Origin of the sequence: Streptomyces winkii, assembly GCF_032248595.1 — a bacterium.
In the GTDB taxonomy this organism is placed as follows: Bacteria; Actinomycetota; Actinomycetes; order Streptomycetales; family Streptomycetaceae; genus Streptomyces; species Streptomyces winkii.
On the sequence record NZ_JASTTH010000006.1, the window covers coordinates 422,298 to 447,683 of the forward strand.

Annotated in this window: 23 protein-coding genes, 1 tRNA gene and 1 pseudogene; 11 read left to right on the top strand and 14 right to left on the bottom strand. The window is 70.9% G+C overall.

What is annotated here, in order from left to right; translation table 11 throughout:
- The first annotated feature begins 30 nt into the window (after positions 1-30).
- Complete coding sequence (locus QQM67_RS20715) at positions 31-2,127, top strand: glycosyltransferase family 2 protein (RefSeq protein WP_314175468.1); 2,097 nt, start codon at positions 31-33, stop codon at positions 2,125-2,127.
- Complete coding sequence (locus QQM67_RS20720; RefSeq protein ID WP_314175469.1) at positions 2,124-4,112, top strand: radical copper oxidase GlxA; 1,989 nt, start codon at positions 2,124-2,126, stop codon at positions 4,110-4,112. The genes QQM67_RS20715 and QQM67_RS20720 overlap by 4 nt, the downstream gene beginning before the upstream one ends.
- A gap of 266 nt (positions 4,113-4,378) precedes the next feature.
- On the opposite strand, the gene QQM67_RS20725 is transcribed toward QQM67_RS20720, so the two are convergent.
- From QQM67_RS20725 to QQM67_RS30705, 4 genes and pseudogenes are all read right to left on the bottom strand, one after another.
- Positions 4,379-5,470, bottom strand: a complete 1,092-nt coding sequence (locus tag QQM67_RS20725) for a glycoside hydrolase family 6 protein (RefSeq protein WP_314175470.1) — start codon at positions 5,468-5,470, stop codon at positions 4,379-4,381.
- A 152-nt stretch (positions 5,471-5,622) separates the two neighbouring features.
- Positions 5,623-6,402 carry an HAD-IIA family hydrolase gene (locus tag QQM67_RS20730; protein ID WP_314175472.1) on the bottom strand — a complete coding sequence of 260 codons (780 nt, stop codon included), beginning with the start codon at positions 6,400-6,402 and terminating at the stop codon, positions 5,623-5,625.
- 91 nt (positions 6,403-6,493) lie between these two features.
- Positions 6,494-7,720 carry an ROK family protein gene (locus QQM67_RS20735; protein ID WP_399067297.1) on the bottom strand — a complete coding sequence of 409 codons (1,227 nt, stop codon included), beginning with the start codon at positions 7,718-7,720 and terminating at the stop codon, positions 6,494-6,496.
- Positions 7,721-8,002: 282 nt separating this feature from the next.
- Positions 8,003-8,158 (bottom strand): annotated as a pseudogene (locus tag QQM67_RS30705) (hypothetical protein); the annotation flags it as partial.
- A 56-nt stretch (positions 8,159-8,214) separates the two neighbouring features.
- Here QQM67_RS30705 and QQM67_RS20740 point away from each other — a divergent pair.
- Positions 8,215-9,306, top strand: a complete 1,092-nt coding sequence (locus tag QQM67_RS20740; protein WP_314175474.1) for a Gfo/Idh/MocA family oxidoreductase — start codon at positions 8,215-8,217, stop codon at positions 9,304-9,306.
- Between the two features lie 335 nt (positions 9,307-9,641).
- On the opposite strand, the gene QQM67_RS20745 is transcribed toward QQM67_RS20740, so the two are convergent.
- The 3 genes from QQM67_RS20745 to QQM67_RS20755 form a co-directional block, all read right to left on the bottom strand.
- Positions 9,642-10,502, bottom strand: a complete 861-nt coding sequence (locus QQM67_RS20745; RefSeq protein ID WP_314175476.1) for a fumarylacetoacetate hydrolase family protein — start codon at positions 10,500-10,502, stop codon at positions 9,642-9,644.
- Between the two features lie 120 nt (positions 10,503-10,622).
- Positions 10,623-11,582: a YidC/Oxa1 family membrane protein insertase gene (locus QQM67_RS20750; protein WP_314175477.1), complete on the bottom strand. Its 960-nt coding sequence runs from the start codon at positions 11,580-11,582 to the stop codon at positions 10,623-10,625.
- Between the two features lie 314 nt (positions 11,583-11,896).
- Complete coding sequence (locus QQM67_RS20755) at positions 11,897-12,184, bottom strand: DUF6412 domain-containing protein (RefSeq protein WP_314175635.1); 288 nt, start codon at positions 12,182-12,184, stop codon at positions 11,897-11,899.
- Positions 12,185-12,442: 258 nt separating this feature from the next.
- On the opposite strand from QQM67_RS20755, the gene rdgB reads away from it, so the two are divergent.
- Positions 12,443-13,072, top strand: coding sequence for an RdgB/HAM1 family non-canonical purine NTP pyrophosphatase (gene rdgB, locus QQM67_RS20760; RefSeq protein ID WP_314175478.1), 630 nt, complete (start codon positions 12,443-12,445; stop codon positions 13,070-13,072).
- 52 nt (positions 13,073-13,124) lie between these two features.
- On the opposite strand, the gene QQM67_RS20765 is transcribed toward rdgB, so the two are convergent.
- Both QQM67_RS20765 and QQM67_RS20770 read right to left on the bottom strand, forming a co-directional pair.
- Positions 13,125-13,207 (bottom strand) — tRNA-Leu (locus tag QQM67_RS20765).
- Positions 13,208-13,219: 12 nt separating this feature from the next.
- Positions 13,220-13,369 (bottom strand): HNH endonuclease, encoded by a 150-nt coding sequence (locus QQM67_RS20770; RefSeq protein WP_314175636.1) that lies wholly within the window; start codon positions 13,367-13,369, stop codon positions 13,220-13,222.
- Between QQM67_RS20770 and QQM67_RS20775 the strand changes: the two genes are divergently transcribed.
- Positions 13,332-13,466 (top strand): hypothetical protein, encoded by a 135-nt coding sequence (locus tag QQM67_RS20775; protein ID WP_314175650.1) that lies wholly within the window; start codon positions 13,332-13,334, stop codon positions 13,464-13,466. The two genes, QQM67_RS20770 and QQM67_RS20775, sit on opposite strands and share 38 nt — an antisense overlap.
- Positions 13,467-13,915: 449 nt before the next feature.
- On the opposite strand, the gene QQM67_RS20780 is transcribed toward QQM67_RS20775, so the two are convergent.
- Together QQM67_RS20780 and bcp are read right to left on the bottom strand one after the other, a co-directional pair.
- The gene (locus QQM67_RS20780) at positions 13,916-14,236 is read right to left on the bottom strand and encodes a hypothetical protein (RefSeq protein ID WP_314175480.1); all 321 of its coding nucleotides are present in this window, start codon (positions 14,234-14,236) and stop codon (positions 13,916-13,918) included.
- A 161-nt stretch (positions 14,237-14,397) separates the two neighbouring features.
- Complete coding sequence (gene bcp / locus QQM67_RS20785; protein ID WP_314175481.1) at positions 14,398-14,877, bottom strand: thioredoxin-dependent thiol peroxidase; 480 nt, start codon at positions 14,875-14,877, stop codon at positions 14,398-14,400.
- 383 nt (positions 14,878-15,260) lie between these two features.
- Between bcp and QQM67_RS20790 the strand changes: the two genes are divergently transcribed.
- Together QQM67_RS20790 and QQM67_RS20795 are read left to right on the top strand one after the other, a co-directional pair.
- Entirely contained in the window at positions 15,261-15,584 is a 324-nt protein-coding gene (locus tag QQM67_RS20790) for a DUF3618 domain-containing protein (protein WP_314175637.1), read from the top strand.
- Positions 15,585-15,669: 85 nt separating this feature from the next.
- Positions 15,670-16,002 carry a GroES family chaperonin gene (locus QQM67_RS20795; RefSeq protein WP_169133793.1) on the top strand — a complete coding sequence of 111 codons (333 nt, stop codon included), beginning with the start codon at positions 15,670-15,672 and terminating at the stop codon, positions 16,000-16,002.
- Between the two features lie 193 nt (positions 16,003-16,195).
- On the opposite strand, the gene QQM67_RS20800 is transcribed toward QQM67_RS20795, so the two are convergent.
- Positions 16,196-18,496: a transglycosylase domain-containing protein gene (locus tag QQM67_RS20800; protein ID WP_314175482.1), complete on the bottom strand. Its 2,301-nt coding sequence runs from the start codon at positions 18,494-18,496 to the stop codon at positions 16,196-16,198.
- 263 nt (positions 18,497-18,759) lie between these two features.
- Between QQM67_RS20800 and QQM67_RS20805 the strand changes: the two genes are divergently transcribed.
- The 3 genes from QQM67_RS20805 to QQM67_RS20815 all read left to right on the top strand — a co-directional run bounded on the left by QQM67_RS20805 (position 18,760) and on the right by QQM67_RS20815 (position 21,628).
- Positions 18,760-19,569, top strand: a complete 810-nt coding sequence (locus QQM67_RS20805) for an ABC transporter permease (RefSeq protein WP_314175483.1) — start codon at positions 18,760-18,762, stop codon at positions 19,567-19,569.
- A 229-nt stretch (positions 19,570-19,798) separates the two neighbouring features.
- Positions 19,799-20,563, top strand: a complete 765-nt coding sequence (locus QQM67_RS20810) for an ABC transporter permease (protein ID WP_314175638.1) — start codon at positions 19,799-19,801, stop codon at positions 20,561-20,563.
- Between the two features lie 105 nt (positions 20,564-20,668).
- Positions 20,669-21,628 (top strand): ABC transporter ATP-binding protein, encoded by a 960-nt coding sequence (locus QQM67_RS20815; RefSeq protein WP_314175484.1) that lies wholly within the window; start codon positions 20,669-20,671, stop codon positions 21,626-21,628.
- 48 nt (positions 21,629-21,676) lie between these two features.
- Here the strand turns inward: QQM67_RS20815 and QQM67_RS20820 are convergent, their stop codons facing one another.
- The gene (locus tag QQM67_RS20820; protein WP_314175639.1) at positions 21,677-22,975 is read right to left on the bottom strand and encodes an SGNH/GDSL hydrolase family protein; all 1,299 of its coding nucleotides are present in this window, start codon (positions 22,973-22,975) and stop codon (positions 21,677-21,679) included.
- Between the two features lie 228 nt (positions 22,976-23,203).
- Between QQM67_RS20820 and QQM67_RS20825 the strand changes: the two genes are divergently transcribed.
- Positions 23,204-24,721, top strand: coding sequence for a DUF445 domain-containing protein (locus QQM67_RS20825; RefSeq protein WP_314175485.1), 1,518 nt, complete (start codon positions 23,204-23,206; stop codon positions 24,719-24,721).
- A gap of 192 nt (positions 24,722-24,913) precedes the next feature.
- Here QQM67_RS20825 and QQM67_RS20830 read toward each other — a convergent pair whose 3' ends face one another.
- Positions 24,914-25,291 (bottom strand): hypothetical protein, encoded by a 378-nt coding sequence (locus tag QQM67_RS20830; RefSeq protein ID WP_314175486.1) that lies wholly within the window; start codon positions 25,289-25,291, stop codon positions 24,914-24,916.
- Positions 25,292-25,386: the final 95 nt, after the last annotated feature.

Genomic DNA, 25,386 nt, shown 5'->3' on the forward strand with positions numbered 1-25,386 from the left:
GCAGCCTGCTGCGTTCAGGGGGAATGACCCATGACCTCGACCAGGTCCGGCGATCGACAGCCGGAACACGTGCAGGCCGCCGACGACGACCCGACACGGACGACTCAGCTGCGCATACCCGCGCACATCAGACAGAAGGCCAGGAGCACGCTCGGCCGCGGGCGGCGGTGGACGCCCAAGGAGCTGCCGCGCTACGACTACGAGCACTACAGCCGCCTCGCCGGCCCGCTCAGACAGCCGGACCCGGACAAGCCCTACCGCGTCGCCTACCGCAGCCTGCTGTCGGACGAGCCGCACCGAATACGCGCCGCCACCCTGCTCTGCCTGGCGCCGCTGCTCTCCGCCGGCCTGCTGGTGTGGCTCATGCAGCCGAGGCACTGGACGCAGCGCGACGACGGCGCCGTCTCCGACCTCGTGCTCAAGCTCGACATCGTGATGCTCGTCTCCATCGGCCTCATCGAGCTCTTCCGCACGCTCAACGTCCTGTCCAACGCGCACGCCACGCTCGTCGCGCGTGACCCGATCCCCGTCGTGCCGGAGTCCGGCACCCGCGTCGCCTTCCTCACCTCCTTCGTTCCCGGCAAGGAACCGCTGGAGATGGTGACGAAGACGCTCGAAGCCGCCGTGAAGATACGCCACCGCGGCCTGCTGCACGTCTGGCTCCTCGACGAGGGCGACGACCCCGAGGTCAAAGAGGTCTGCCGCCGCCTGGGCGTGCACCACTTCACGCGCAAGGGCGTGCCCCGCTGGAACAAGAAGAAGGGCCCGCACCGGGCGAAGACCAAGCACGGCAACTACAACGCGTGGCTCGCGGCGCACGGCGGGCACTACGACTACTTCGCGTCCGTCGACACCGACCACGTGCCGCTGCCCAACTACCTGGAGCGGATGCTCGGTTACTTCCGCGACCCCGACGTCGGCTTCGTGATCGGCCCGCAGGTCTACGGCAACTACGACAACTTCGTCACCAAGGCCGCCGAGAGCCAGCAGTTCCTCTTCCACGCCCTCATCCAGCGGGCGGGGAACCGCTACGGCGCGCCCATGTTCGTCGGCACCAGCAACGCCGTACGCATCAAGGCCATCAAGGGGATCGGCGGCCTGTACGACTCCATCACGGAGGACATGGCCACCGGCTTCGAGATGCACCGGCACCGCAACCCCGAGACCGGCCGCAAGTGGCGCTCCGTCTACACCCCGGACGTCCTGGCCGTCGGCGAAGGGCCCAACGCCTGGACGGACTTCTTCACCCAGCAGCTGCGCTGGTCGCGCGGTACGTACGAGACGATCCTGAAGCAGTACTGGCGGGGCGTGTTCACGCTGCCGCCCGGCAAGCTCTTCAACTACACGATGCTGATGATCTTCTACCCGATCGCGGCGCTCAACTGGATCCTGGCGGCCCTGAGTTGTGCGCTGTTCCTGGGCCTAGGCGCCTCGGGTGTGCAGATCGACCCGACCATCTGGATGGCGCTGTACGGCAACGCCACCGCGCTCCAGATCGGCCTGTACGTCTGGAACCGGAGGCACAACGTCTCCCCCCACGAACCGGAGGGCTCCGGCGGCCTCGCCGGGATGCTGATGTCCGCGCTCTCCGCGCCGATCTACGCCCGTTCCCTCTTCGACACCGTGCTGCGCCGCAAGAGCAAGTTCGTGGTCACCCCCAAGGGCAACTCCGCGAGCCCGGACACCCTCTTCGGCACCTTCCGCGTCCACCTCTTCTTCATCCTCATCTTCGGCGGCTCGCTCGGCGGCTCCTTCTACCTGGGCCACGACCACCCGGCGATGCTCACGTGGGCCGCGCTGGCGCTGCTGATCACGGCCGCACCGATCGTCGGCTGGCGCGTCACCGTACGGGCGGAGAAGAAGCGGCGGAAACAGCGCCGGCATCGGCACCGGCAGGGCGGACCGTTGCCGTCCGGGCCGGAGGCCGGGGCCGATGCCGAGGGCGAGGGCGAGGGCGCGTACGCCGGTGCGCCCGCGTACGGCGACGGGTCCGCGTACGGCGGTGGACCGGCGTACGGCGGTGACTCCGCGCACGGCGGTGAATCCCCGTACGGCGGCGGCCGGTTGCCGGAGACGCAGCAGCAACCCGTACCACTGAAGAGTGCCCCTGGGGGACGTGACAGATGAAGTTCCGACCGAGCCGGCGTACGCGCCGCACAGCGATAGGCGCGACCGTGGTGCTGGTGATCGCGGGGTTCAACGGCCCCGCGCTCTACGGCATCGCCTCGGAGAAGTACCACGACTACAAGATCAACCAGCCCGAGTACAAGGCGGCCAACGGCCACTGGAAGACCGTCGACGTCCCCGAGAAGTACCGGATCAACACCATTCACGCGGCGCTGCTGCACACGGGGAAAGTGCTGCTCGTGGCCGGTTCGGGCAACGACGCCAAGCAGTTCAAGGCCAAGACGTTCCGTACCGTCCTGTGGGACCCGGTCAAGAACACCTTCAAGAACATCCCCACCCCCAACGACCTGTTCTGCGCCGGGCACACCCAACTGCCCGACGGCAAGCTGCTCGTGGCCGGCGGCACCCGGAGATACGAGAAGCTCGGCGGCGACGTGAAGAAGGCCGGCGGCCTGATGATCGTCCACAACGAGAACCCGGACCGCGCCAAGACCATCAAGGCCGGCACCCACTTCACCGGCCGCCACAACGGCAAGACGTTCGAGGCCAAGGACAGCGTCCTGGTGCCGCGCGCCAAGAAGAGGCCGGACCCGGTCACGGGCCAGGTGAAGGTCACCGCCAGCGTCGCCCGCGTGTACGTGGAGGCGGCCAAGCGCGGCAAGCGGTACCAGACCGGCACCGAGGACAACTACCGCGTCAGCGGGCTGCGCGGCGCCGAGCGCAAGAACATCTACGGCATCGCCCAGAAGCTCTCCTTCGACAAGAAGGACTTCCAAGGCATCAAGGACAGCTACGAGTTCGACCCGGTCGCCGAGCGCTACATCAAGACGGACTTCATGCACGAGGCCCGCTGGTACCCGACGCTGACCACGCTCGAAGACGGCAAGGTCCTCTCGGTCTCCGGGCTCGACGACATCGGCCAGGTCGTCCCCGGCAAGAACGAGATCTACGACCCGCGCACGAAGAAGTGGGAGTACCTGCCCCGCAAGCGCTTCTTCCCCACCTACCCGGCGCTGCATCTCACCGACGACAACAAGATCTTCTACTCCGGCGCCAACGCCGGCTACGGCCCCGCGGACAAGGGCCGCACGCCCGGCCTGTGGGACCTGGAGACCAACGGCTTCCGCAAGATCCCCGGCATGAGCGACCCGGACAAGCTGGAGACGGCGATGTCGGTGCCGCTGCCGCCCACCCAGAGCCGCAAGTTCATGGTGCTCGGGGGCGGCGGCGTCGGCGAGTCGAAGAAGGCCAGCGAGAAGACGCGCATCGTGGACCTCAAGGAGCCCGCGCCCAGCTTCCACGACGGGCCCGACCTGTACGCGAAGGCCCGCTACCCCAGCAGCGTCATCCTGCCGAACGACAAGGTGCTCACCACCAACGGCTCCGGCGACTACCGCGGACGCAGCGACAGCAACATCCTCAAAGCCGAGATCTACAACCCGGCCGACGACACGAAGAAGCCCGTCGCCGACCCGCTCGTCGGACGCAACTACCACTCGGGCGCGATGCTGCTGCCCGACGGCCGCGTGATGACGTTCGGCTCCGACTCGCTCTTCTCCGACAAGGCCAACACCAAGCCCGGCAAGTTCGAGCAGCAGATCGACATCTACACGCCGCCGTATCTGCACACCAAGGGCAAGCGGCCCGAGCTCGCGAACACCGGCGGGGGCGAGAAGACCGTACGGCTGGGCGGCACGGCCTCCTTCCGGAGCAAGGACGCCGGCTCGATCGAGAAGATGCGGCTGATCAGGCCGAGTTCGTTCACGCACGTCACGAACGTCGAGCAGTCCTCCGTCGCGCTGAAGTTCAAGAAGACGGCGGACGGCGTGACCGTGAAGCTGCCCGAGGACCCGTCGCTGGTGCCGCCCGGCTGGTGGATGGTCACGGCGGTCGACGGCAAGGGCAAGCCGTCGAAGTCCGTGTGGATCAAGGTCCCGCGCTCGGCGACCGCCAAGTCCCCCACGACGACGCCGCTTTCGCCGTAGCCGGGCAGTCGGGCCCGCGCGGGCGGCCGTGCGGCCGCGTGCGCGGGCCGCGAGCCGCGAGCCGCGACGCCCCGGAAACCCCCACCCCGCCCCGCCGACCGCAACCGGTCGGCGGGACGCGGGGCGCGGCCGCAGGCCGCGGAGGGTGCACGGACGCGGAGGGCAGGGCGCAGGATCGCGCGGTCGGGTGCGGGCGGCAGCCCGCGGACCGCGGCGTCGGGTGCGAGCCCCGCGCGCCGTGGCGCCGGACTCCCGGCCGGCAGGCCTCAGTTACCGGCCAGGCTCAGCGCGTACTGCGGCCACCACTGGCCCGCCTTCGGGCCGCCCTTGCACTCGCCGTCCGACTCGCCTGGCCGCTTGATCCACAGATAGCCGTCGACGATCTGGTCGCTCGTCTTCGTCGTCGGCGGCTCCCCCAGCGCCCGGCCCTTCGGGTTGCACCACGCCTCCTCGTCGGCGCCGGCGCCCTCGACGGGGCCGTTGCCGTTCCGGCTGGTGTCGATGACGAACGGCTTGTTGCCGACCATCGGGGAAAACTTCTTGCCGTACGCCGTGTTCGACGCCGTCGTCTGGTAGTTGGAGACGTTCAGCGAGAAGCCGTCGGCGGTCTCGATACCCGCACGCTTCATCGGCTCGACCAGCGCGCCCGGGTCGCGCACCCAGTCGGGGTTGCCGGCGTCGAGATAGACCCGTACGTCCGGAAGGCTCTGAAGCCTGCCGACCGTCTCGTTGAGCAACTGGTAGCGCTCGTCGGTGTACTTGGCCGGGGTGCAGCCCTTCATCAGCACGTGCGGAATGGCGTCGGGCTCCACGATCACCGTCGCGGGGCGTTTGCCGATGCCCTTCATGACGTCGGCCACCCAGTCGCGGTAGGCGCCGGCGTCGGCGGCGCCGCCCTTGCTGTACTGGCCGCAGTCCCGGTGGGGCAGGTTGTAGAGGACGAGCAGCGCGTCGCGGTCGGCCTTCGCGGCGGCGGTCGTGACCTTCCGCGCCTGGCCCGCAGGGTCGTCGGTGCCGATCCACTCGGCGACGGGCTGGCGGGCGATCTTCCGCATCAGCGCCGCCTGCCGGTCCTTGCCGTCCTTGGCGTAAGACGCCGCCTGCCGGGCCGCGTTGCTGTCCGGGTCGACCCAGTACGGCGTGACCGACTTGGGCCGCTGTGCGATGCCGCCGCCTCCCCCGCCGCTGCCGCCGTCGTCGTCCGTACCGGAGTCCGACGAGCATCCGCCGAGCAGCACCGCCGCGAGCGTCAGCGCACAGCTTGCGGCGGCCCCGGAGCGGACGGGTCCACGGTGTCCCCCGCTCTCGCCGCGACCGCCTGGGCCGCCCCGGAGAACGTAACTGCCCCTGCCGTACATTCACTTCCCCCTCGGTGGGCCTGCCCCCTCCGGCAGGCGCCCGGAACCGGACGGCCATCGTGTCACAGCGTCCACACCGGCCGCCGCAGTCTCAACCGGCCGTTACTGTGCCGTACCACGCACGTACTCGGGCACCTCGGGGCGCGGCGCCGTCAGATGCGGTCGACGAGATCCGCGATGGAGTCGACGACGCTGGAGGCCCGGTAGGGATAGAGGTCGACCTCGTTTGGCTTGGTCAGCCCCGTCAGCACCAGGAACGTCTCCAGACCCGCCTCCATCCCCGCCCGTACGTCCGTGTCCATCCGGTCGCCGATCATCGCGGACGTCTCCGAGTGCGCACCGATCGCGTTCAGCCCGGCACGCATCATCAGCGGGTTGGGCTTGCCCACGAAGTACGGCTCCCTGCGCGTCGCCTTGGTGATCAGAGCCGCGACCGATCCCGTGGCGGGCAGCGCGCCCTCTGCCGAAGGACCGGTCTCGTCGGGGTTGGTGGCGATGAAGCGGGCCCCCGCGTTGATGAGGCGGATCGCCTTGGTCAGGGCCTCGAAGCTGTACGTACGGGTCTCGCCCAGCACCACGTAGTCCGGCTCGGCGTCCGAGAGGACGTACCCGATGTCGTGCAGCGCCGTCGTCAGACCGGCCTCGCCGATGACGTACGCGGTGCCGCCGGGGCGCTGGTCGTCCAGGAACTGGGCGGTGGCCAGCGCCGACGTCCAGATGTTCTCGGTGGGCACGTCCAGCCCGATGCGTCCGAGACGGGCGTGCAGATCGCGCGGCGTATACATCGAGTTGTTCGTGAGTACGAGGAAGGGGCGGCCGGACTCCTTGAGGCGCTTGATGAAGGCGTCCGCGCCGGGGACGGGCACGCCCTCATGCATCAGCACACCGTCCATGTCGGTGAGCCAGGACTCGATCGGCTTTCGCTCTGCCACGTGACGGCTCCTGCCGGGGGTCGGATCGGCCTCGGGGGGGACGGGAGAGGAACGGAGCGGCCCGCCGGTGCCGGCGACCGCCACGTTCAGCCTAACCGGCGGAGGCCGGAGCTCCGGGGGCGCTCCCGAAGAGGGGCGCGAGGACGAGCTGCGCGGCGCCGTCCGCGACGGTACGGGCGCCCTCCGGGACGACTTCGACGCGTACACCGCCGGTCCCGGAGCGGGTGCCGGCGCGGCCTGCGGCGGCGGCGCCCGTGCCGGACGGGCCACCGGAGGGGGCGCCGGATGCGGGCGCGCTGCGGTGCCGGGCGGCGACCGTGCGGAGCTGTGCCGCGACCCCGTCGGCATACGTGTCGGGATCGGCCAGCACCGTACGCCCGCCGAGCAGTACGCGGTCGACGTCGAGAAGGCTGACGAGGTTGGCAGCACCGACGCCGAGCACGCGCGCCGCCTCATCCGCCCTGCCGCGGCGCACCGCGTCCAGGCACAGCGCCTCCAGACAGCCGTTCCTGCCGCAGCGGCACGGCGGCCCGTCCAACTGGAGGACCTGATGGCCGAATTCACCCGCGCCGTTCCGCCTGCCCCGGTGGATGCGCCCGTCCAGCACGAGTCCGGCACCGAGACCCGTGCCGAGGTGGACGTAGGCGAGGGACTCCTTGCCGCGCAGCGCGAGGCCCAGCGCCGCGGCGTTGGTGTCCTTGTCGACGACGACGGGCATGCCCAGGCGCCTGGCCAGCGCGTCCCGCAGAGGGAAGCCCGCCCAACCCGGGAAACCGGTCACGTTGCCCAGTACGCCGCGGACGTGATCCAGCGGACCCGGCGCCGCGACGCCGACGCCGACCACGCTTCCCCACCGTCCGCCCACGCCGGACGGCCCACCGGCTTCCTCCTCGACTTCCATTTCGGCAGCGGGTGCCGGGGCAGGCCGGGCTTCGGCACCCGCTTCGGCCGCGGCTTCTTCTCGTACGGACCCGGGTTCGGGTTCGGCCTCTCCCTGTTCTTCCTGTTCTTCCTGTTCTTCCTGTACGGGCCCCGGTTCGGCCGCGGGTTCCGGTTCCGGTCCGGGCTCGCGCCCCTCTCCGCCGGGTTCGCGCCCCTCGTCCCGCCAGAGCTCGCCCTCTTCCGCGACGGCTCGCCGCGCCTCCGCATCGAGGGGCGGGTGCTCAACCACCGGTACGCCGCCGCCCGCGCCCGGCTCCGGGTGCCTGCCCGTCCACACCTCGCCCTGCGACGCCTGCTGCCACAGCTCTCCGCCGGTGGCCCCGTCGGGGGCGGCGGCACCCGTACCCGCGCCGAGGGCCGGGAGCCCCGCGCCGATCAGGCCGTATACGGCCGACTCGACGGCGTCCAGCAACGCTTCCGCATCGGAGCCCATGTCCAGCGGAGCGGTACGGCCCGCCACGACACTTCCGGAGAGGTCGACGAGCACCGCCGTCAGCTGGTCCCGGTCCAGCTGTATCCCCACGGCGTGACGCGCCCCGGGCGCCAGCCGCAGCACCGTGCTCGGCTTGCCGCCAGTCGAGGCGCGGCGTCCGGCCTCGGTGACCAGGCCGTGCGACCGCAGCCTCGCGGTGATCTTGCTGACCGCCTGCGGGGTGAGCCCGGTGCGCAGAGCCAGCTCGCTGCGGCTCGCACCGTCCTGCCCTGCGAGGCGCAGCAGGCCGAGGACGCGGGCGGCGTTCCTGCCGTACGGCACGGCGAGCCCGTTGTCGCCGGCGAGGGCGGGATCGCTGCTGAGGGCGGGTTGACTGCTCATGGGGCTATTGTCCGGGCGGTTTGCGCTTTCGCAACCGCGTTGCGAAAGTAGGGCACATGGACCGTACGGAAGAAGCCGCCCCTCCTCCCCTCCGCGTCGGCCTCATCGGATACGGCCTGGCCGGTTCCGTATTCCACGCACCCCTCATCTCCACCACCGAGGGCCTCACGCTCGACACCGTCGTCACCGCGAACCCCGAGCGCCGGGCACAAGTGCACGCGGAGCACGGCAGCGACATGCGTACGCTCGCCACCACCGACGAACTCCTCGCACGCGCCGACGCACTCGACCTCGTCGTCATCGCGTCCCCGAACCGCACCCACGTCACACTCGCCCGCAGCGCCCTCGAAGCCGGGCTCCCCGTCGTCGTGGACAAGCCGCTCGCGGGGACGGCCGCCGAGGCCCAGCAGCTCGCCTCGCTCGCCGCCGAACGCGGGCTGATGCTCTCCGCGTTCCACAACAGGCGCTGGGACAACGACTTCCGTACCGTCCAGTCGCTGGTCGCCGACGGTGCGCTCGGCGACGAGATCCGGCGCTTCGAGTCCCGCTACGAACGCTGGCGTCCCGAACTCAAGGGCGGCTGGCGCGAGTCCGGGGACCCGGCCGAAGTAGGCGGTCTGCTCTACGACTTGGGCAGCCACCTCGTCGACCAGGCGCTCACACTCTTCGGACCGGCCGTCGCCGTCTACGCGGAGACCGACGTGCGCCGGCCCGGCGCCCGGACCGACGACGACGCCTTCATCGCCCTCACTCACGCCGGCGGCGTCCGCTCCCATCTGTGGATGAGCGCCGTCGCCGCCCAACTCGGCCCGCGCTTCCGGGTGCTGGGCAGCGAGGCGGCCTATGTGAAGGCCGGGCTCGACCCCCAGGAGGCCGCCCTGCGCGAGGGCGCCCGCCCCTCACCCGGCCAACGGTGGGGCGTGGAACCGGAGATCGCCTGGGGAACCCTCGGCGACCTCGACGCCCGCCGCCCGGTCCCCACCCTGGACGGCGCCTACCCCGCCTACTACGCGGGCATCGCCAAGGCCCTCCGCGAGGGCACACCCCCTCCGGTCACGGCACAGGAGGCGGTATCGACGATCCGCATCCTGGAGGCGGCCCGCCTCTCGGCCGCCGAATCCCGCGTGGTGACGACGGACTTGGCGTAGGGGGAGCGGTACGCGAACCAGGCGGCGGGGTGTAGGACCCCGAACGCCGCGTCCCGCCAACGGACCTGCCCGGAAAGCCGCACGCGGCGCAAGCCGCGGACGGCGCACCGGGCCCGCCCACCAACGCGCACCCCCGGAACCTCAACCCACCAGAGACCCGAACGAACCCCACGCCGCACAAGCCACGTTCAGCGCGCAGCGCGCCGCAACGCCCGAGCCCCCACCTGCACCCCCACCCGGCGTACACCCACCGGAAGCCGAAGTGCACGCCCGAGGCGCGCAATACGCACGCGGCGGCGCGCGCCGCGCCGTGACAGGGCCGGGCGGCAGCCCGGCTACGCGTCGCGCAACTCCTGCCGCTGCCTGCCCAGTCCGTCGATCTCCAGCTCCACGACGTCACCGGCGCGCAGATACGGCTTCGGCTCCGGGAAGCCCATGGCGACGCCCGCCGGCGTACCCGTATTGATGACGTCGCCGGGGCGCAGCGTCATGAACTGGCTGAGGTACCGCACCACTTCGGCGACTGGGAAGATCTGCTCCGCCGTGGTGCCGTCCTGCCTCAGTTCGCCGTTCACCCACAGCCGCAGTCCCAGCGCCTGCGGATCACCGGCCTCGTCCGCCGTCACCAGCCACGGGCCCAGCGGGTTGAACGTCTCGCAGTTCTTCCCCTTGTCCCACTGGCCGCCGCGCTCCAACTGGAAGGCCCGCTCGGAGACGTCGTTGGCCACCGCATACCCGGCGACCGCCGCGAGCGCCTCCTCGTCCGAGGACAGATAGCGGGCCGTGCGGCCGATCACGACCGCCAACTCGACCTCCCAGTCCGTCTTCACGCTGCCCCGCGGCACCAGCACCGTGTCGTACGGGCCGACCACCGTGTCCGGGGCCTTCATGAAAAGGATCGGCTCCTGCGGAATCGCGCCGCCGGTCTCCCGCGCGTGATCGTGGTAGTTGAGCCCGATGCAGACCACCTTGCCGATGCCGGCCAGCGGCGCACCCGTACGCAACCCGTCCGCGTCCAGCGCGGGCAGCTCCGCCGGTGCCGCCGCCGCGTCGCGCACACGCGCCAGAGCCGCGTCGTCGGCGAGCAGGGCCCCGTCGATGTCCGGGACGACTCCCGAGAGGTCCCGCAGGACCCCGGCCTCGTCCAGCAGAGCCGGGCGCTCCGCTCCGACCGGTCCGACGCGCAGCAACTTCACGTCCTACTCCACTCCCCAGGCCGGGCTCGGCGACCGGGTCGCTTCGAGGACCGGCCACCGACATGTCTCGATCGGAATGGCCGATCCTCCAAGAGGCAGTTCAGATCCACAACCCGGTGTTCACGTATTGGACCGCCGCTGAGGCCGGGTCCGGGCCCGGTCCTGGATCTGGGTCTGGGGCCCGTCCCCGGACCGGCCCCGCTGCCGGGTCTGCGATCGACCCCGGGAGCGTGACCGGTCCGGGACACCGGATCGCGCCGGGGACGCGGACTCCGCCGGAGCCGCACCGGACTTCGGAGTGGCACCGGACTTCGAAGCCCCACGGGACTTCGAAGCCGCACCCGACCCCGCCGGGGCGGCGCCGGACTCCGCCGAAGCGCCGCCGGGCTCAGCCGCCGCGTCCGGACGCCCCGCCCGGAGCGCGGCACGCTCCACCGCCGTCCACGTCGTGCTCGTCACCACGTACAGCGCGACCGCCAGCGGCACCACCGCCACAGTGACCAGCGTCCCGAACGACAGCAGCGGCATCATCCGCGCCATCGCCGCACCGCCCGGCGTCCCGGGCGCCGGACCGCCGCGCGCGGAGGCGGCGGCCATGAGCCTGCGCGTACGCACATACGTCCACGTCGCCACCGCACCCACCAGCGCGAACAGCCCCGCATACACCAGCCCCGGCCCCCCGAGGACGCCGCCGGCCTCCAGCGCCCCGAACCAGCGCCCGCCGAGCGGCGCACCCAGAAACGTATGGCCGAGCAGAGCGCCGTCGCTCCTGAACAGGCGGTACATCGCGAAGAACACCGGCAGTTGAAGCAGCGTCGGCAGACACCCCGCCACCGGCGAGGCGCCCTCCTGGGCCTGAAGCTTCTCCAACTCCTGCCGCAGCCGCTGCGAATCGTCCCCGTGCTTGCGCTTCAGCTCCGCGAGCTGCGGAGCGAGCCGCGCCCGTACGCGCTCGCCCCGTACCGCCGCGCGCGCCAGCGGATGCAGCGCGAGCCGCACGCACAACGTGAACGCGACGATCGCCGCAGCCGTCGCCGAAGCGCCGAACAGCGGACTGAGAGCATCGGATAGCTGCGCCACAAAAGCCGCGAAAAAAGACATGTTGAGGCCTCCACGGGTCTCGTCGTGCCGGATCGGAAACACCGGCGGCGTCCGCCGGTGCGGAGGAAATCGGCGTGACGAGCCGCGCAGACGCAAGTTCGCAAGCTCAGAAGACTCAGAGGGCCCAGATGACTCAGAGGACTCAGAGAGCCGGGCAGGTCCAGAGAGCCGGGAAGCCCCGAGAACTCGGAAGCTCGGATCGCTCCGAAGCTCGGATCGCTCAGAGAACCCGGAGCTCTCTCCCCCGGCATCGGACGATCCGGGACCCGGACGAGGCAGAAGCGGAACGAGCGCTACGCGGCCGTCGCGGCGAGACGGCCCGGCGCTCGCGGACGCGGACGCCCCGCGGCGTCCGGATCACGCTGCGGCAGAAACGCCGTACGCAGCTCACGGTCCCGAAGCGCCGTACGGACCCGGCCCCGCCGCACCTGCGGCAGCGCGACGGCGACGGCCGCACCCACGACCGCGCAGCACATCAGCGACACCGCGGCGGAGGTCGCCGCAGCGGTCAGCGCGGTGGTCAGGCCCGCACCCGCGAGGAGAAAGCCCACAAGGGAGAAGAGCAACGCGGAGATCTGCATGCGGCAGGCGGCACCCACACCTGAATCGATCACGCGCCCTGCCACCTCCCGGCGTCTGCCCGCAACTCGGCCTGTCCGTACGAGAATAGCCCCCGGCCCTCCGGGGAGGCCCACGCCCTCCGCGGAATCCTTGCAACCGGTGCCGTCTGCGCTTTCGCGTGGCTTCGCCGAGAGCAGCCGCCTCCCGCGCAGCGCCGCGGGCGCCGCCGCCCGCCACCGCCCGTCGAGGCAGCGGCCCGCCGATGGATAATCGAGCCCATGAGCAGCAGCGCCCCGACCCGGCCCGGCCGCCGCCTGGTCCTCGCCACACGCAACCCGCACAAGGTCACCGAGCTCCGGGCCATCCTCGCCGAAGCAGACCTCGACATGGAACTCGTCGGCGCCGACGCCTACCCCGACATCCCCGACGTCAAAGAGACCGGCGTGACCTTCGCCGAGAACGCCCTCCTCAAGGCACGCACACTCGCGCAGGCCACCGGCGTACCCGCGATAGCGGACGACTCCGGCCTCTGCGTCGACGTCCTCGGCGGCGCCCCCGGCATCTTCTCCGCCCGCTGGGCCGGCCGGCACGGCGACGACAAGGCCAACCTCGACCTGCTGCTCGCCCAGCTCACCGACATCGACCCCGCCCACCGCGCGGCCCACTTCGCCTGCGCGGCGGCCCTCGCCCTCCCCGACGGAACCGAACGCGTCACCGAGGGTCAACTGCGCGGCACGCTCCGGCACACCCCGTCCGGCACGGGCGGCTTCGGCTACGACCCGATCCTCCAGCCGGACGGCGACACCCGTACGTGCGCGGAGCTCACCCCCGAGGAGAAGAACGCGATCAGCCACCGCGGCCGCGCGTTCCGCGCGCTGGCCGCGGAGATCCGCGAACTGCTGGGGTAAGCGGTACGGAACGGACGAACCCCACCCCGGTTTCCGGGGTGAGGCTCGGATGTGCGCGAGGAGGGACTCGAACCCTCACGCCCTAGGGCACCGGGACCTAAACCCGGCCTGTCTCGCCAATTCCAGCACTCGCGCGCCGTGCACATCCTACTGTGATGTCCTGCCTGGCGACGGTGAGCCCCGTCGCCGGTCGCGGCCGCACCACGTGCCGGTGAGCGCGTGGCAGTTGGGGCAGAGGTAGCGAAGGTTCTCCCGCCTGTTGTCACGCCAGTCGCCGTTGATGTGGTCGATCTGCAAGGTCAGCGCCTCCCCTTCCCAGAAGCCTGAGTTGGCGCAGCGGTCGCAGACGTACGGCACTCCGGTCTCCTCCAGCGCCCTGCGCAGCCGCTCGTGACGGACGCGGGGCAGGCCGTCCGGCCTGATGCGGAGGACCTCCGGGGCGATCCGCCCGGCGGTGGCGGCCCGCGGCGGGCTCGCCGTACCCCGACGGAGGGGCCCGTGTCCAGGCCGAACCGGACGGCACGCCTGTCGACCTTCATACGGTTCGACTCGTTCACCTGAAGGCCCAGCTCCCGCACCACACCCGCGTACGAGACGCTGCGAGCCACAGCCTCACGGAGATCCGCTTCGGGGATGGCGATGCGCGTGTGAGAGAAGTGCGAGACGTCGACTCCGGCCTCGCGGAGCATCCGGCGCAGCGCTGCCCGGGAACGGCCGTCGTCCGGCACCCCGAGGACCTGCGCCAGGGCCCGGACGCTCCGGACGGATGCTGCCGCCGCCCTCAACTCGCCCTGGGCGAGAAGGGCAGCTCGGGCTCGGACCGGTTCAGCCCCGGGAAGTGGCTCACGTCCAGGCCAGCAGCCGCGATGCGTCGCCGTATGTGCGACAGCGTCCCGGTCGAGGGCCTGGCGCCCGCTTGCCGACCACTTCACGGAGCCTCGTCGAGGAGGCCACTGCCTGTGCGATCTGCTCGTCCGAGTATTTGGTCCACGGGCTGCGACGCGTGAAGTGTCGGGCATCCAGCCCGTGAGCCGAGACGGCGCGCTGCAACGCACGGCGGCGGCCTCCGCTGATGCGCAGGCCCAACGTGCGCATCACGTCCGCCCAGTTGGAGGCCGCAGCGACCGCCGCCGCCAGCTGCTCCCTCGTGTATCTCTCCCCCACGCGCCACTGCCCCCGTCTCGCCGTACCCCGCCGGGCTCCGCCCGGACATCCGTCGCGGGCTCGTACAGATAAACGAGGAGGACCAGCGGGGGTTACGCCGTTCGGGCAGGGGCGTCGGACGGCCGCGGGCGCGGGCGCCCCTGCCGAAACGGGGCGGACTGCTAGGCGTTCTCCTCCAGTTCGAGGTCCTTGATCAGCTTGGCGACGTGTCCCGTCGCCTTGACGTTGTAGAACGCGCGCTCCACCTTGCCGTCCGCGTCGACGATCACGGTGGAGCGGATCACGCCGGTGACGGTCTTCCCGTACAGCTTCTTCTCGCCGAAAGCGCCGTACGCCTGCATGACCTCCTTGGACGGGTCGCCGACCAGGGTGACCCCCAGGTTCTCCTTCTCCCGGAACTTGGCGAGCTTCTCCGGCTTGTCCGGTGAGACGCCGACGACGTCGTAGCCCGCGCCGGAGAGCAGGTCGAGGTTGTCGGTGAAGTCGCAGGCCTGCTTGGTGCAGCCGGGCGTCATCGCGGCGGGGTAGAAGTAGACGATGACCTTGCGGCCCTTGTGGTCGGCGAGCGAGACCTGCTTGCCGTCCGCGTCCGGCAGGGAGAAGTCGGGGGCGCTGTCGCCGGGCTGGAGTCGCTCACTCATCTGTGCTCCTCGATGTAGCTGTCGTCGTTCCGAGGGTAGCCGCAGCGCTTCTCGCCGGGGGTGCCGCTGAGCGGCACGCGTGAGGAGCTGACAGACTGTGCGGCAGGCTCGCTGCGGGCGTGCGTGCGTCTCGCCCGGTTCCGCGGCGCCGGTCTGTGCGGGGCGAGTTCGGCGCGGCCGGTCCGGGGAACGCGGAGGGTGCGTGTGGCCGTGCCGCCTCCCGGGCGGCCGACTGGCCCGGACCGGGGAGCGGTTGGCCCGGTGGGTGACGTACGACGCCGTACGGCGACGTACGGCGACGTACGGCGACGTACAGCGGCGTGTGACGGCGTCAGACGTGTGACGGCGTGATGAGCGACGGATCGATCGACGGAGGCAGCGCGGTGCCGGAAGCCAGGACTCCCGCGGACATCGAGGCGGACATCATCAGCAAGCGGCGCGAACTCGCCGCGACGCTCGATGAGATCGCCGTGCGCGTGCACCCCAGGACGATCGCGGGCGACGCGAAGGCGAAGGCCGCCGCGGCGGTCGACCGTACGGCGGGCCGGGCGTATGTGGCCGCCAACCGCGCGGTGGCGGACGTACGGTCGCAGTTCGTCGACGAGGACGGCTCGCCCCGTCTGGAGCGGCTGATTCCGGTGGCCGTCGTCGCGGTGGCCGTCGTGGGCGGGCTGTTCGCGCTTTCGGCGCGGCGCCATCGCCGCTGAGGCCCTGATATACGGTCTAGCCGTGAGTTCCGAAACCTCTACCGGTCATGCGGCCCCCGGCGCTGGAGTCGGCGCGGGCTCGGGCATGGCGCGCCACGACAAGCTGCCCATCCGGATGCTGCACGACCGTGTGCTGGTCCGTACGGACATCGAGGAGGGCGAGCGGCGCTCCTCGGGCGGGATCGTGATTCCCGCGACGGCGGCGGTGGGGCGCAGGCTGGCGTGGGCGGAGGTCGTGGCGGTGGGCCAGAACGTCCGTACGGTCGAGCCGGGTGACCGTGTGCTCTTCGACCCGGAGGACCGGGCGGAGGTCGAGGTGCGGGGCGTCGCGTATGTGCTGATGCGGGAGCGGGATCTGCACGCGGTGGCCTCGGAGCGGCTTCAGGGCTCGGAGGACTCGACGGGGCTGTATCTGTGAGCCCACGCCTGTGAGCCCGCACCTGTGAACTCGCGCCTTTGAACTCGCGCCTTTGAACTCGCACCTGCGAGCTCGTATCTCTGAGCCTCCGGGCTCTTATCCCTGAGTCGGTGTCTGCGAGCTCGGGTCTCCGGGCTCGTGTCTCTGAGCCCGCGTCTCTGGGCGCTGTCATCCAACCACCCAGCCGGTCCCGTCAGTCGACGGTCTCCCACTCGTCCGGTTCGTTCAGGCGGGCCGCGGAGGCCGGTTGGCCCGTGGTGTTGCCGCCCTGCCAGCCCCCTCCGGGGTCGCCCGACGTGCCGTTGTTCGCACCGCCGTCCTGTCCGTTCGTGTCGCCGCCGATCTCGCCGCCCGTCGGTGGTGTGCCCGGATCCGTGGGCGGATCCGTGGGCGGAAGGGTGGGCGTGCCCGGGTCGGTCGGCGGTGTGGTGGGGCCCGTGGTCGGCGGTTCGGTGGTGCCGGGGCCGCCGTCGGTGGGCGGCGTGCTCGGGATGTCGCTGTCCGGGGGCGTGGTGCCGGGGATGTCGGCGTCGCCTCCCGTCTCGAGGTCGAAGTCGCGTACGGGCTCGCCCTTGAGTGCGGCCTTCGTGTAGTCGCCCCAGATCTCGGCGGGGAAGCCGCCGCCGTTGATGCGCTTCTGCCCTGCGGCTCCGTAGAGGGGCTTCTGCACGCCGGTCTGCGAGTTCTGCCCCATCACGCTGACCACGGTGGCGAGTTCGGGGGTGTAGCCCGCGAACCAGGCGGCCTTGTCCTCCTCGGCGGTGCCGGTCTTGCCGGCGGCGGGGCGTCCGGCGCTCTGTGCGGCGGTACCGGTGCCGCCCTGAACGACCTTGCGCAGTACGGCCGTTGTGGAGTCGGCGGCGCTGCGCTCGACCTCTTCGGAGACGTCGCGCTCGGGCAGGTCGATGACCTCGCCGCCGTGCGTGGCCTTCTCAACGAGGCTGTAATGGCCGCGCTTCCCGTGGTTGGCGAGCGTGGCGTACGCCTCGGCCATGTCGGTTGTGGAGGCGGTGGCGACGCCGAGGGCGATGGAGCCGTCGTCGGGCATGTTGGGGGTCTTCTCGGGGAGGCCGAGGTCGACGGCGGTCTGCTTGACCTTCTTGGGGCCGACGTCGACGCCCATCTGCGCGAAGACGGAGTTGACGGACTTGTTCATGGCCTGGGAGACGGGGATCTGGCCGTAGGACTTCTTGTCCTCGTTCTCCGGGGCGTAGTCGGTGCCCTGGCCGTCGCTGATCACTTCGCGCTTGTTGGTGCCGTCGTAGACGGTGCGGGCGTTGATGATCCGGCCGTCCTGCGTCTTGGCGTCGTTGGCCAGGGCGGAGGTGAAGATGAACGGCTTGAAGGTGGAGCCGACCTGGTAGTCGCGGCGGGTGGCGTTGTTGACGTACTGCTTGGTGTAGTCGATGCCGCCGTACATGGCGACGATCTTCCCCGTCTTCGGGTCGACCGAAGTGCCGCCCGCGCGCACGTACTTGTCGGCTTTTCGGTCCTTGTCGAGCTTGGACATCAGCCGCTTCTCGACGGCTTCGCGCATCGCCGTCTGCCGCTTGGGGTCGAGGGTGGTGGTGATGCGGAAGCCGCCGGCGGCGAGGCGGCGTTCGTCGATGATCTCGTTGCTGATCAGGTAGTTCTTGACGGCTTCGACGAGGTAGCCGCGCTGCCCGGACATGCCGGTGGCCGGCTTGGCGCGGCCGGGCCGGGGGAACTTCATCTCGTCGCGTTCGGCCTGGCTTATCCAGCTCTTCTTGACCATGCCGTCGAGCACGTAGTGCCAGCGGGCGACGGCACGTTCGCGGTTCTCGGGGTGTGCCTCGGTGTCGTAGGCGTTGGGCGAGTTGACGAGGGCGGCGAGGTAGGCGCCCTGTGCGGTGCTGAGTTCGCCGACGTCCTTGCCGTAGTAGGCCTGGGAGGCGGCCTGGATGCCGTAGGCGTTGCGGCCGAAATAGCTGGTGTTGAGGTATCCCTCGAGGATGTCGCTCTTGCTCACCTCGTTGTCCAGCTTCAGCGCGATGAAGAATTCCTTGGCCTTGCGGGTGAGCGTCTGGTCCTGGTTGAGGTAGTAGTTCTTGACGTACTGCTGCGTGATCGTGGAGCCGGACTGCTTTCCGCCGCCGGTGACCATGTTCCAGCCCGCGCGGAGCATGGCCTTGGGGTCGATCGCGGACTCCTGGTAGAACTCCCGGTCCTCGGCGGCCAGTACGGCCTCCTGCACGCTCTTGGGGACCTGGGCGAGGTCGATGTTCTCCCTGTTGACCTCGCCGTCGCGGGCGATCTGGGAGCCGTCGGAGTAGAGGAAGACGTTGGTCTGGGCGGAGGCCGCGGCGTTCGCCGGGGGGATGTTCACCAGGAGGTAGCCGGCCACGAGTACGCCGCAGCCCAGGACGAGCACGATCATGGCGCCGCCCAGCGTCCACCGCCAGGTGGGGATCAGCCGGCGCAGGCCCGTCCTCGGCCTCCCGCCGTACGCCGCTGCTTTCGGCTCGTCGCTCATCTCTCCTCGGACCCCTGTTCCGAATTCGGGCGATTCGGTCATAACGCCCAATGGTCGTCAGCGCCTGGCTCGAACGTCCTGCTCACCGGGGTCGGTCGTACGCGAGCGCGGCCCCGTCACTGTACGTGCCGCGGACCTGCGACCGCGCACGCGAATATTCGTTGGCTGCCCGCTTCCCGGGTGAGCTAGGCTCCCTCGTTTCCCAATCGTGAGAAAGCAACAAGGAAGCACTACTGGGATAGACGGAGAAAGGCTTCAAAAGGATGCGCCTGCGAGGCGTCTATTTCGCTGTCTTCAGGGGCAGCTTCCGCCGATACGCCACCTACCGGATCGCGACAGCGGCTGGAGTCTTCACCAACACCGTCTTCGGGTTCATCCTCGCCTACACCTTCACGGCGCTGTGGAGCGAGCGTCCGCACCTGGGCGGCTACGACGAGTCACAGGCCCTGACCTTCGTGTGGACGGGCCAGGCGATGCTCGCCGCGGCGGCGCTCATCGGCGGCGGCTTCCAGGAGGAGCTCCAGGAGCGCATCCGTACGGGAGACGTCGCCGTCGATCTCTACCGGCCCGCCGATCTCCAGCTGTGGTGGCTGGCGGCCGACCTCGGCCGGGCGGGCTTCCATCTGCTGGGCCGCGGGATCGCGCCGGTGGTCTTCGGCGCGCTCGTCTTCGAACTGGCCCTGCCCGCCTCGCCGTTGGTGTGGCTCGCGTTCCTCGTCTCCGTCACGCTCGGCATCGTCACGGGCTTCGGGCTGCGCTATCTCTTCGCGCTGAGCGCGTTCTGGCTGCTGGACGGCACGGGGCTGAACATGCTGAGCACTCTGCTGAGCATCTTCTTCTCGGGGATGCTGCTGCCGCTGAGCGTCTTCCCGGGCGCCTTCGGCGAGGTGGTGCGCCTGCTGCCGTGGGCGGCGACGATGCAGGTCCCGGCGGACGTGCTGCTCGGCGAGTACGAGGGGGCCGGGGTGCTCAGGGCCTTCGCCTTCCAGGCGATGTGGGCGGCGGTGCTGCTGGCCGCCGGAAGGGCGCTCCAGTCGCTGGCCACGCGGAAGGTGGTGGTCCAGGGTGGCTGAGGCGCCGCTCGAACCGGAGCCCGGCGCGGACGTCGTACGGGCAGACGCAGCCGCGGCGGCCTGTCCCGCGGGGCCGGGCGGGCGCTCGCGCGCAGGCGCAGCCGCAGTAACAGGCGCAGGAACAAAGGCAGAGGCAGAGGCAGGGACCGAGGCGGGGACAGAGGCAGGAGCCGAGGGCGCCCTCGCGCGGCTGGGCTGGGGCGTGCGCGGGTACTGCTTCATCGCCGCGATGTGGGTGCGCTCGACGATGGTCTACCGGACGTCGTTCGTGTTGATGGCCGCGGGCAGCTTCGTCTCGTCGGTGCTCGACTTCGTCGCCATCATGATCATGTTCTCCCACGTCGACTCCCTCGCCGGTTTCTCGCTCCACGAGGTGGCCCTGCTGTACGGCATGTCCGCGACGTCCCTGGGCCTCGCCGATCTGCTCCTGGGGTCCTTCGACCGCGTGGGCACGCGCGTACGGGACGGGACGATGGACACGATGCTGGTGCGCCCCGTTCCGGCTCTGGCGCAGGTCGCCGCCGACCGGTTCGCGCTGCGGCGGCTGGGGCGGATCTTCCAGAGCGTGCTGGTGCTGGGCTGGGCGCTGAGCGGCCTGCGGCTGGAGGGCGGGCTCTGGGCGCCGCTGCTGCTGGCGACGGCGGTGGCGAGCGGTGCGGCGATCTTCGGCGCGGTGTTCGTGGTGGGCGGCGCGTTCCAGTTCCTCGCGCAGGACGCCGCGGAGGTGCAGAACTCCTTCACCTACGGCGGCGCGACGCTGCTGGAGTACCCGCCCACGGTCTTCGCGAAGGACCTGGTGCGCGGGGTGACGTTCGTGGTTCCGCTCGCCTTCGTCAACTGGCTTCCCGCGCTGCATCTGCTGGGCCGCGACGATCCGCTGGGGCTGCCGGGCTGGGTGGACTTCGCGGCGCCGGCGGTGGCGGCGGCCTGCTGCGCCCTGGCCGGGCTGGCGTGGCGGGCGGGGCTGCGGGCGTACCGGAGCACGGGCAGCTGAAGGGCCGCGCTTGCGCGCCGCACAGGGACGGGACGAGCACGACGGGACGAGCACGACGGGGCGGGACGACGTGCGGGACGACGAGCGGGAGGGGAACCGGGAGAGATGACCGACGACTTCATCGTGCTGGAAGACCTGGAGAAGGTCTTCCAGGTGCGCCGCAAGGCGGGAAGGCTGCGCCGCGAACGGCACGAGGTGCGTGCCGTCGACGGCATCTCCTTCGGCGTCGCGCGCGGCGAGATGGTCGGCTACATCGGGCCGAACGGCGCCGGGAAGTCGACCACGATCAAGATGCTCACCGGCATCCTGACGCCCAGCCGCGGGCGGCTGCGCGTCGCGGGCATCGACCCGTCACGTGAGCGCACCAGGCTCGCGCGCCGCATAGGCGTCGTCTTCGGCCAGCGCACGACGCTCTGGTGGGACCTGCCGCTGCGCGACTCCTACGCCCTCGTACGCCGCATGTACCGCATCCCCGAGTCCCGCTACCGCGCCAACCTGGAGCGGTGCGTGGAGCTCCTCGGCCTGGGCGGGCTGCTCGAAGTCCCCGTGCGGCAACTGTCGTTGGGGCAGCGCATGCGCGGCGACATCACGGCGGCGCTGCTGCACGACCCGGACGTGCTGTACCTGGACGAGCCGACCATCGGGCTCGACGTCGTCAGCAAGGCGACGGTGCGCCGCTTCCTCGGCGATCTCAACGCGGCCGAGGGCACGACCGTACTGCTGACGACGCACGACCTCACCGACATCGAGCAGCTGTGCAAGCGGGTCATGGTCATCGACCACGGGCGGCTGATGTACGACGGCGCGCTGGCGGGGCTGCACGAGGTGGGCGAGAGCGAGCGGACGCTCGTGGTCGACCTCGAACGCGAACTGCCGCCGATCGAGGGGATCGAGGGGGCGCGGACCGTACGCACCGAGGGTCCGCGCCAGTGGCTCGCCTTCCCCGCGTCGGCGAGCGCCGCTCCGATCGTCTCGCGGATCGCGGACGGCTATCCGCTGGTCGATCTCTCGGTGCGGGAGCCGGACATCGAGGACGTCATCGCCCGTATGTACGGGGCGAGTTGAACGGCGGCGGAAGCACACGGCCGTGCAGCGGGGAGCCCGGCGGGCCTACTACGTCCTGGCCGGCGACGAGCCCTTCAGCAGCTTCAGGTCGAGCGCCTCCGCCATCGCGCGGAACCCGTTGTCGCTGGGGTGGAGATGGTCGCCCGAGTCGTAGGCGGGACGCAGCCGGTTGGGGTTGGCGGGGTCGCGCAGTGCCGCGTCGAAGTCGACGACGGAGTCGAAGACCTTGCCGGAGCGGATCTCCTCGTTGACCTGCTGGCGTATGTCGTCCAATTGCCGCTGGTAGCCGCGGTGTCCGCCGAAGGGCGTGAGGGTGCCGCCGATGACGCGCAGGCCGCGCGCGTGCGCGTACTTCACCATCTGCCGCAGACCGTCGACGATCCGGCGCGGGTCGCGCTGCCTGGGCGGCTTGATGATGTCGTTGAGGCCCATCTCGATGACGACGGCCTTGACGCCGGAGCGGGAGAGCACGTCCCGCTGCATGCGGGTCAGGCCGCTGGGGCCGTTGTTGGGCGAGTAGCGGGGGCCGTCGACGAGGACGCGGTTCCCGCTGATGCCGCCGTTGAGCACGCTGTAGCGGGGCGCTTCGCGTTCGGTGCGCAGCCGCTCCGCGAGGAAGTCGGTCCAGCGGCGGTTGGCGCCGGGGCTGGAGGTGATGCCGTCGGTGATGGAATCGCCGAGCACGGCGACGGCGCCGCGCGTCTGGTTGGTCCACACGTCGACAGCGGTGAGGTAACGCCAGTACGGGCTCTGCTGGGTGAAGGCCGTGCCCGAGGTCTCCTCGGCCTTGTCGCCCCGCGCGACGTAACTGGTCTGACGCGCGTAGGGGTGGTAGGTGACCGGCCCCGACGCCTTCGGGGAGTAGGTGGTGACGAGGAGGTCCGCGGCGTGCGGGACGTTGAGCCGCACGGAGTCGCTGGTGGCCTTGCGTCCCGGAGGGATGGTCACCGTACGGGAGTTGCCGAAGGTCAGCCGGCGCATGGTCCCGGACGCGGCCGTCGGGTTGCTGGGCGCGGCGGCGAGGGCAAGCGTCGCGTGCGAGATGGTGAGGGGCCTGGTGCCGTAGAGGTTGGAGAGCGTGATGCGGGCGCCGGATCCGCCCACGGAGGTGTGGACGACGTTGCGTATCGACATCCTGGCGTAGCCCTTGCGGGTGTTGGGCTCCGCTGCCACGGCCGACGCCGACCAGGTTCCGACCCAGTTGCCCGAGGAGGCCGGGGACGCGGAGTCACCGGTGCCCTGCGTGATGTCGTCCAGGCTGGCGTCGTCACTGCCGACGCCGATGAAGACGGCGGTCGAGACAAGCACGACGATCGCCGCCAGACCAGCCAGCAAGGCATAGCCCATGTTTCTGGTCACGCTCGGTGTATCTCCTCGGGCAGGCGGAGCCGCCGAGGCTCCGAGTGGTCGCGGTGAAATGATCCCACGATCGCGGCGAGGCCTTGCCCTGGGGGCGGCCGGGCCGGGGGCGACAGCTTGGTCGTCCGCAGTGACAGACGCCGAATGTCCGGGCTTCGTTCCACCTGTCAGGCACCTTGGGACACTGTAGGGGGGACTGGCCGAACGGTGGAGTGGATGGATCAGGGAAAAGCGGGCGAGGCCGCGGCCGGAAACGCCGGCGGAGTGAGAGCAATCACAGGCGGGAAGGCGGCGGCGCGGTCGGCGGACCCGGGCCCCAACGGCCGTGCGGGCGGCGGCACTTCGGGCCCTTCGGGCTCATCCGGGGCGCGCACGGAAGCGCGTACGGGCACAGGCGCAGGCAACGGGGCAGGGTCACGGACGGGGGGCTCCGGCCCGGCCGGCGGGCGCCGTCCCCCCAGCCCCGGCCCCCTCGGCACGTTCACCGCGGCCGACGAGGAGCGCAGCCGCGGCGTCCGCCGGATGAAGAGGATCGCGACGGGCGCGCTGCTGCTGATGGCGACGGTCTTCGTACTGGCCAAGTGGGCGCAGCACGAGGGCGCGGGCGCCTGGAGCGGCTACATCGCGGCAGCCGCGGAGGCCGGAATGGTGGGTGCGCTCGCGGACTGGTTCGCGGTGACGGCGCTCTTCCGGCATCCGCTCGGGCTGCGCATCCCGCACACGGCCATCATCCCGACCAAGAAGAATCAACTCGGCTACACGCTCGGGGAGTTCGTCGGGGAGAACTTCCTCTCCAGCGACGTCGTGCGCTCCCGGCTCAGGGCGGTGGGCATCGCGGGACGGCTCGGCTCCTGGCTCGCCGAGCCGGAGCACGCGGACCGGGTCACCTCCGAGCTCTCCACCGCGCTGCGTGGTGCTCTCGCCGTGCTGCGCGACTCCGATGTGCAGGCCGTGGTGGGCGAGGCGATCACGCGCCGGGCCGACGCCCAGGAGATCGCCCCCGGGCTGGGCTCGATGCTGGAGAGGGTCGTGGCCGACCAGGGCCACCGGCGCGTGGTGGATCTGGTGTGCGCGCGGGCTGCCGAGTGGCTGGAGCAGCACAGCGACTCGGTGATGGAGGCCGTCACCGGCGGCGCTCCGGGCTGGACGCCCCGCTTCGTCGACCGCCGCGTCGGCGACCGCGTCTACCGGGAGTTGCTGCGTTTCGTGACGGAGATGCGGGACATGCCGGAGCATCCCGCGCGCGGCGCCATCGACCGTTTCCTGACGGACTTCGCGGCGGACCTGCGGTCGGATCCGCAGACGCGGGAGCGGGTGGAGCGGCTCAAGAGCGACGTGCTCGGCCGCGGCGAGGTGCAGGACCTGATCTCCTCGTCCTGGAACTCGGTGCGTTCGATGATCGTCGCCGCGGCGGAGGACGAGCGCAGCGAACTGCGCGTACGGGCAAGGGCGTCGCTGCTGTCGCTGGGTCAGCGTGCCGCCGCGGACGGGCGGCTGCGCGGCAAGATCGACGGCTGGATCGAGGACGCCGCGGTGCACGTGGTCACCGCGTACCGCGACGAGATCACGTCGCTGATCACGGAGACGGTCGCGAGCTGGGACGCGGAGCACACGTCGAAGAAGATCGAGGCCCACATCGGACGGGACCTCCAGTTCATCCGCCTCAACGGCACAGTCGTGGGCTCCCTGGCGGGACTTGTGATCTACACGGTGGTCAACCTGGTCACGGGCTGAGTGCGTGGAGGGGGCGGAGGGGGGCGCGGCGCCGGAGTGGGCGCGGGAGCGTGAGCGGGGCCGGCTGACAATTTCCGTCATCTGTTATCTGTCATCGCTCCGCCCTACCCCCCTCCCGCTCCCCCGCCCCTCGCCCACCAAGAAGAGCGGCGAGCCGGTGATCCGGCTCGCCGCCCCTTGCTCCGCCTGCCGTCAGCCCGTGCAGACCTTCGACAGCTCGTCCGCCGCCTTGCCCACAGGACGGACGTCCGGCTCGCGCCCGGCGTCGACGGCCTTGCCCGCGTCCTCGACGGCGGTGTTCATGTGGTCGACCGCCTTGTCGACGTCCGCGGCGCCCGTGCTGTCGTCTATCTTCTTCAGGTTCTTCTCGATGCGGTCTATCGACTCCTGCGCCTGCGCCGGGTCCTCGGACGCACCCGAGACGGCCCGCTGGAGATCGTCGGCGGCCTCGGCGACGGTGACGGCGGTGTTGGCACAGCTGACCGCCTTGTCCACGGCGCTGCAGCCTGTCAGTACGGTGGCGGCGAGCGCGGCGGTGCCGAGGACGGCGAGCACGGGTGAACGACGCACAGGGACCTCTGCTTCCTTTGTCAGTGGACGGGCCGCGCGGTATGACCCGCGCGGCCCGTACCCCGTATGACGCGTAAAGCACACGCAAAGTTCCC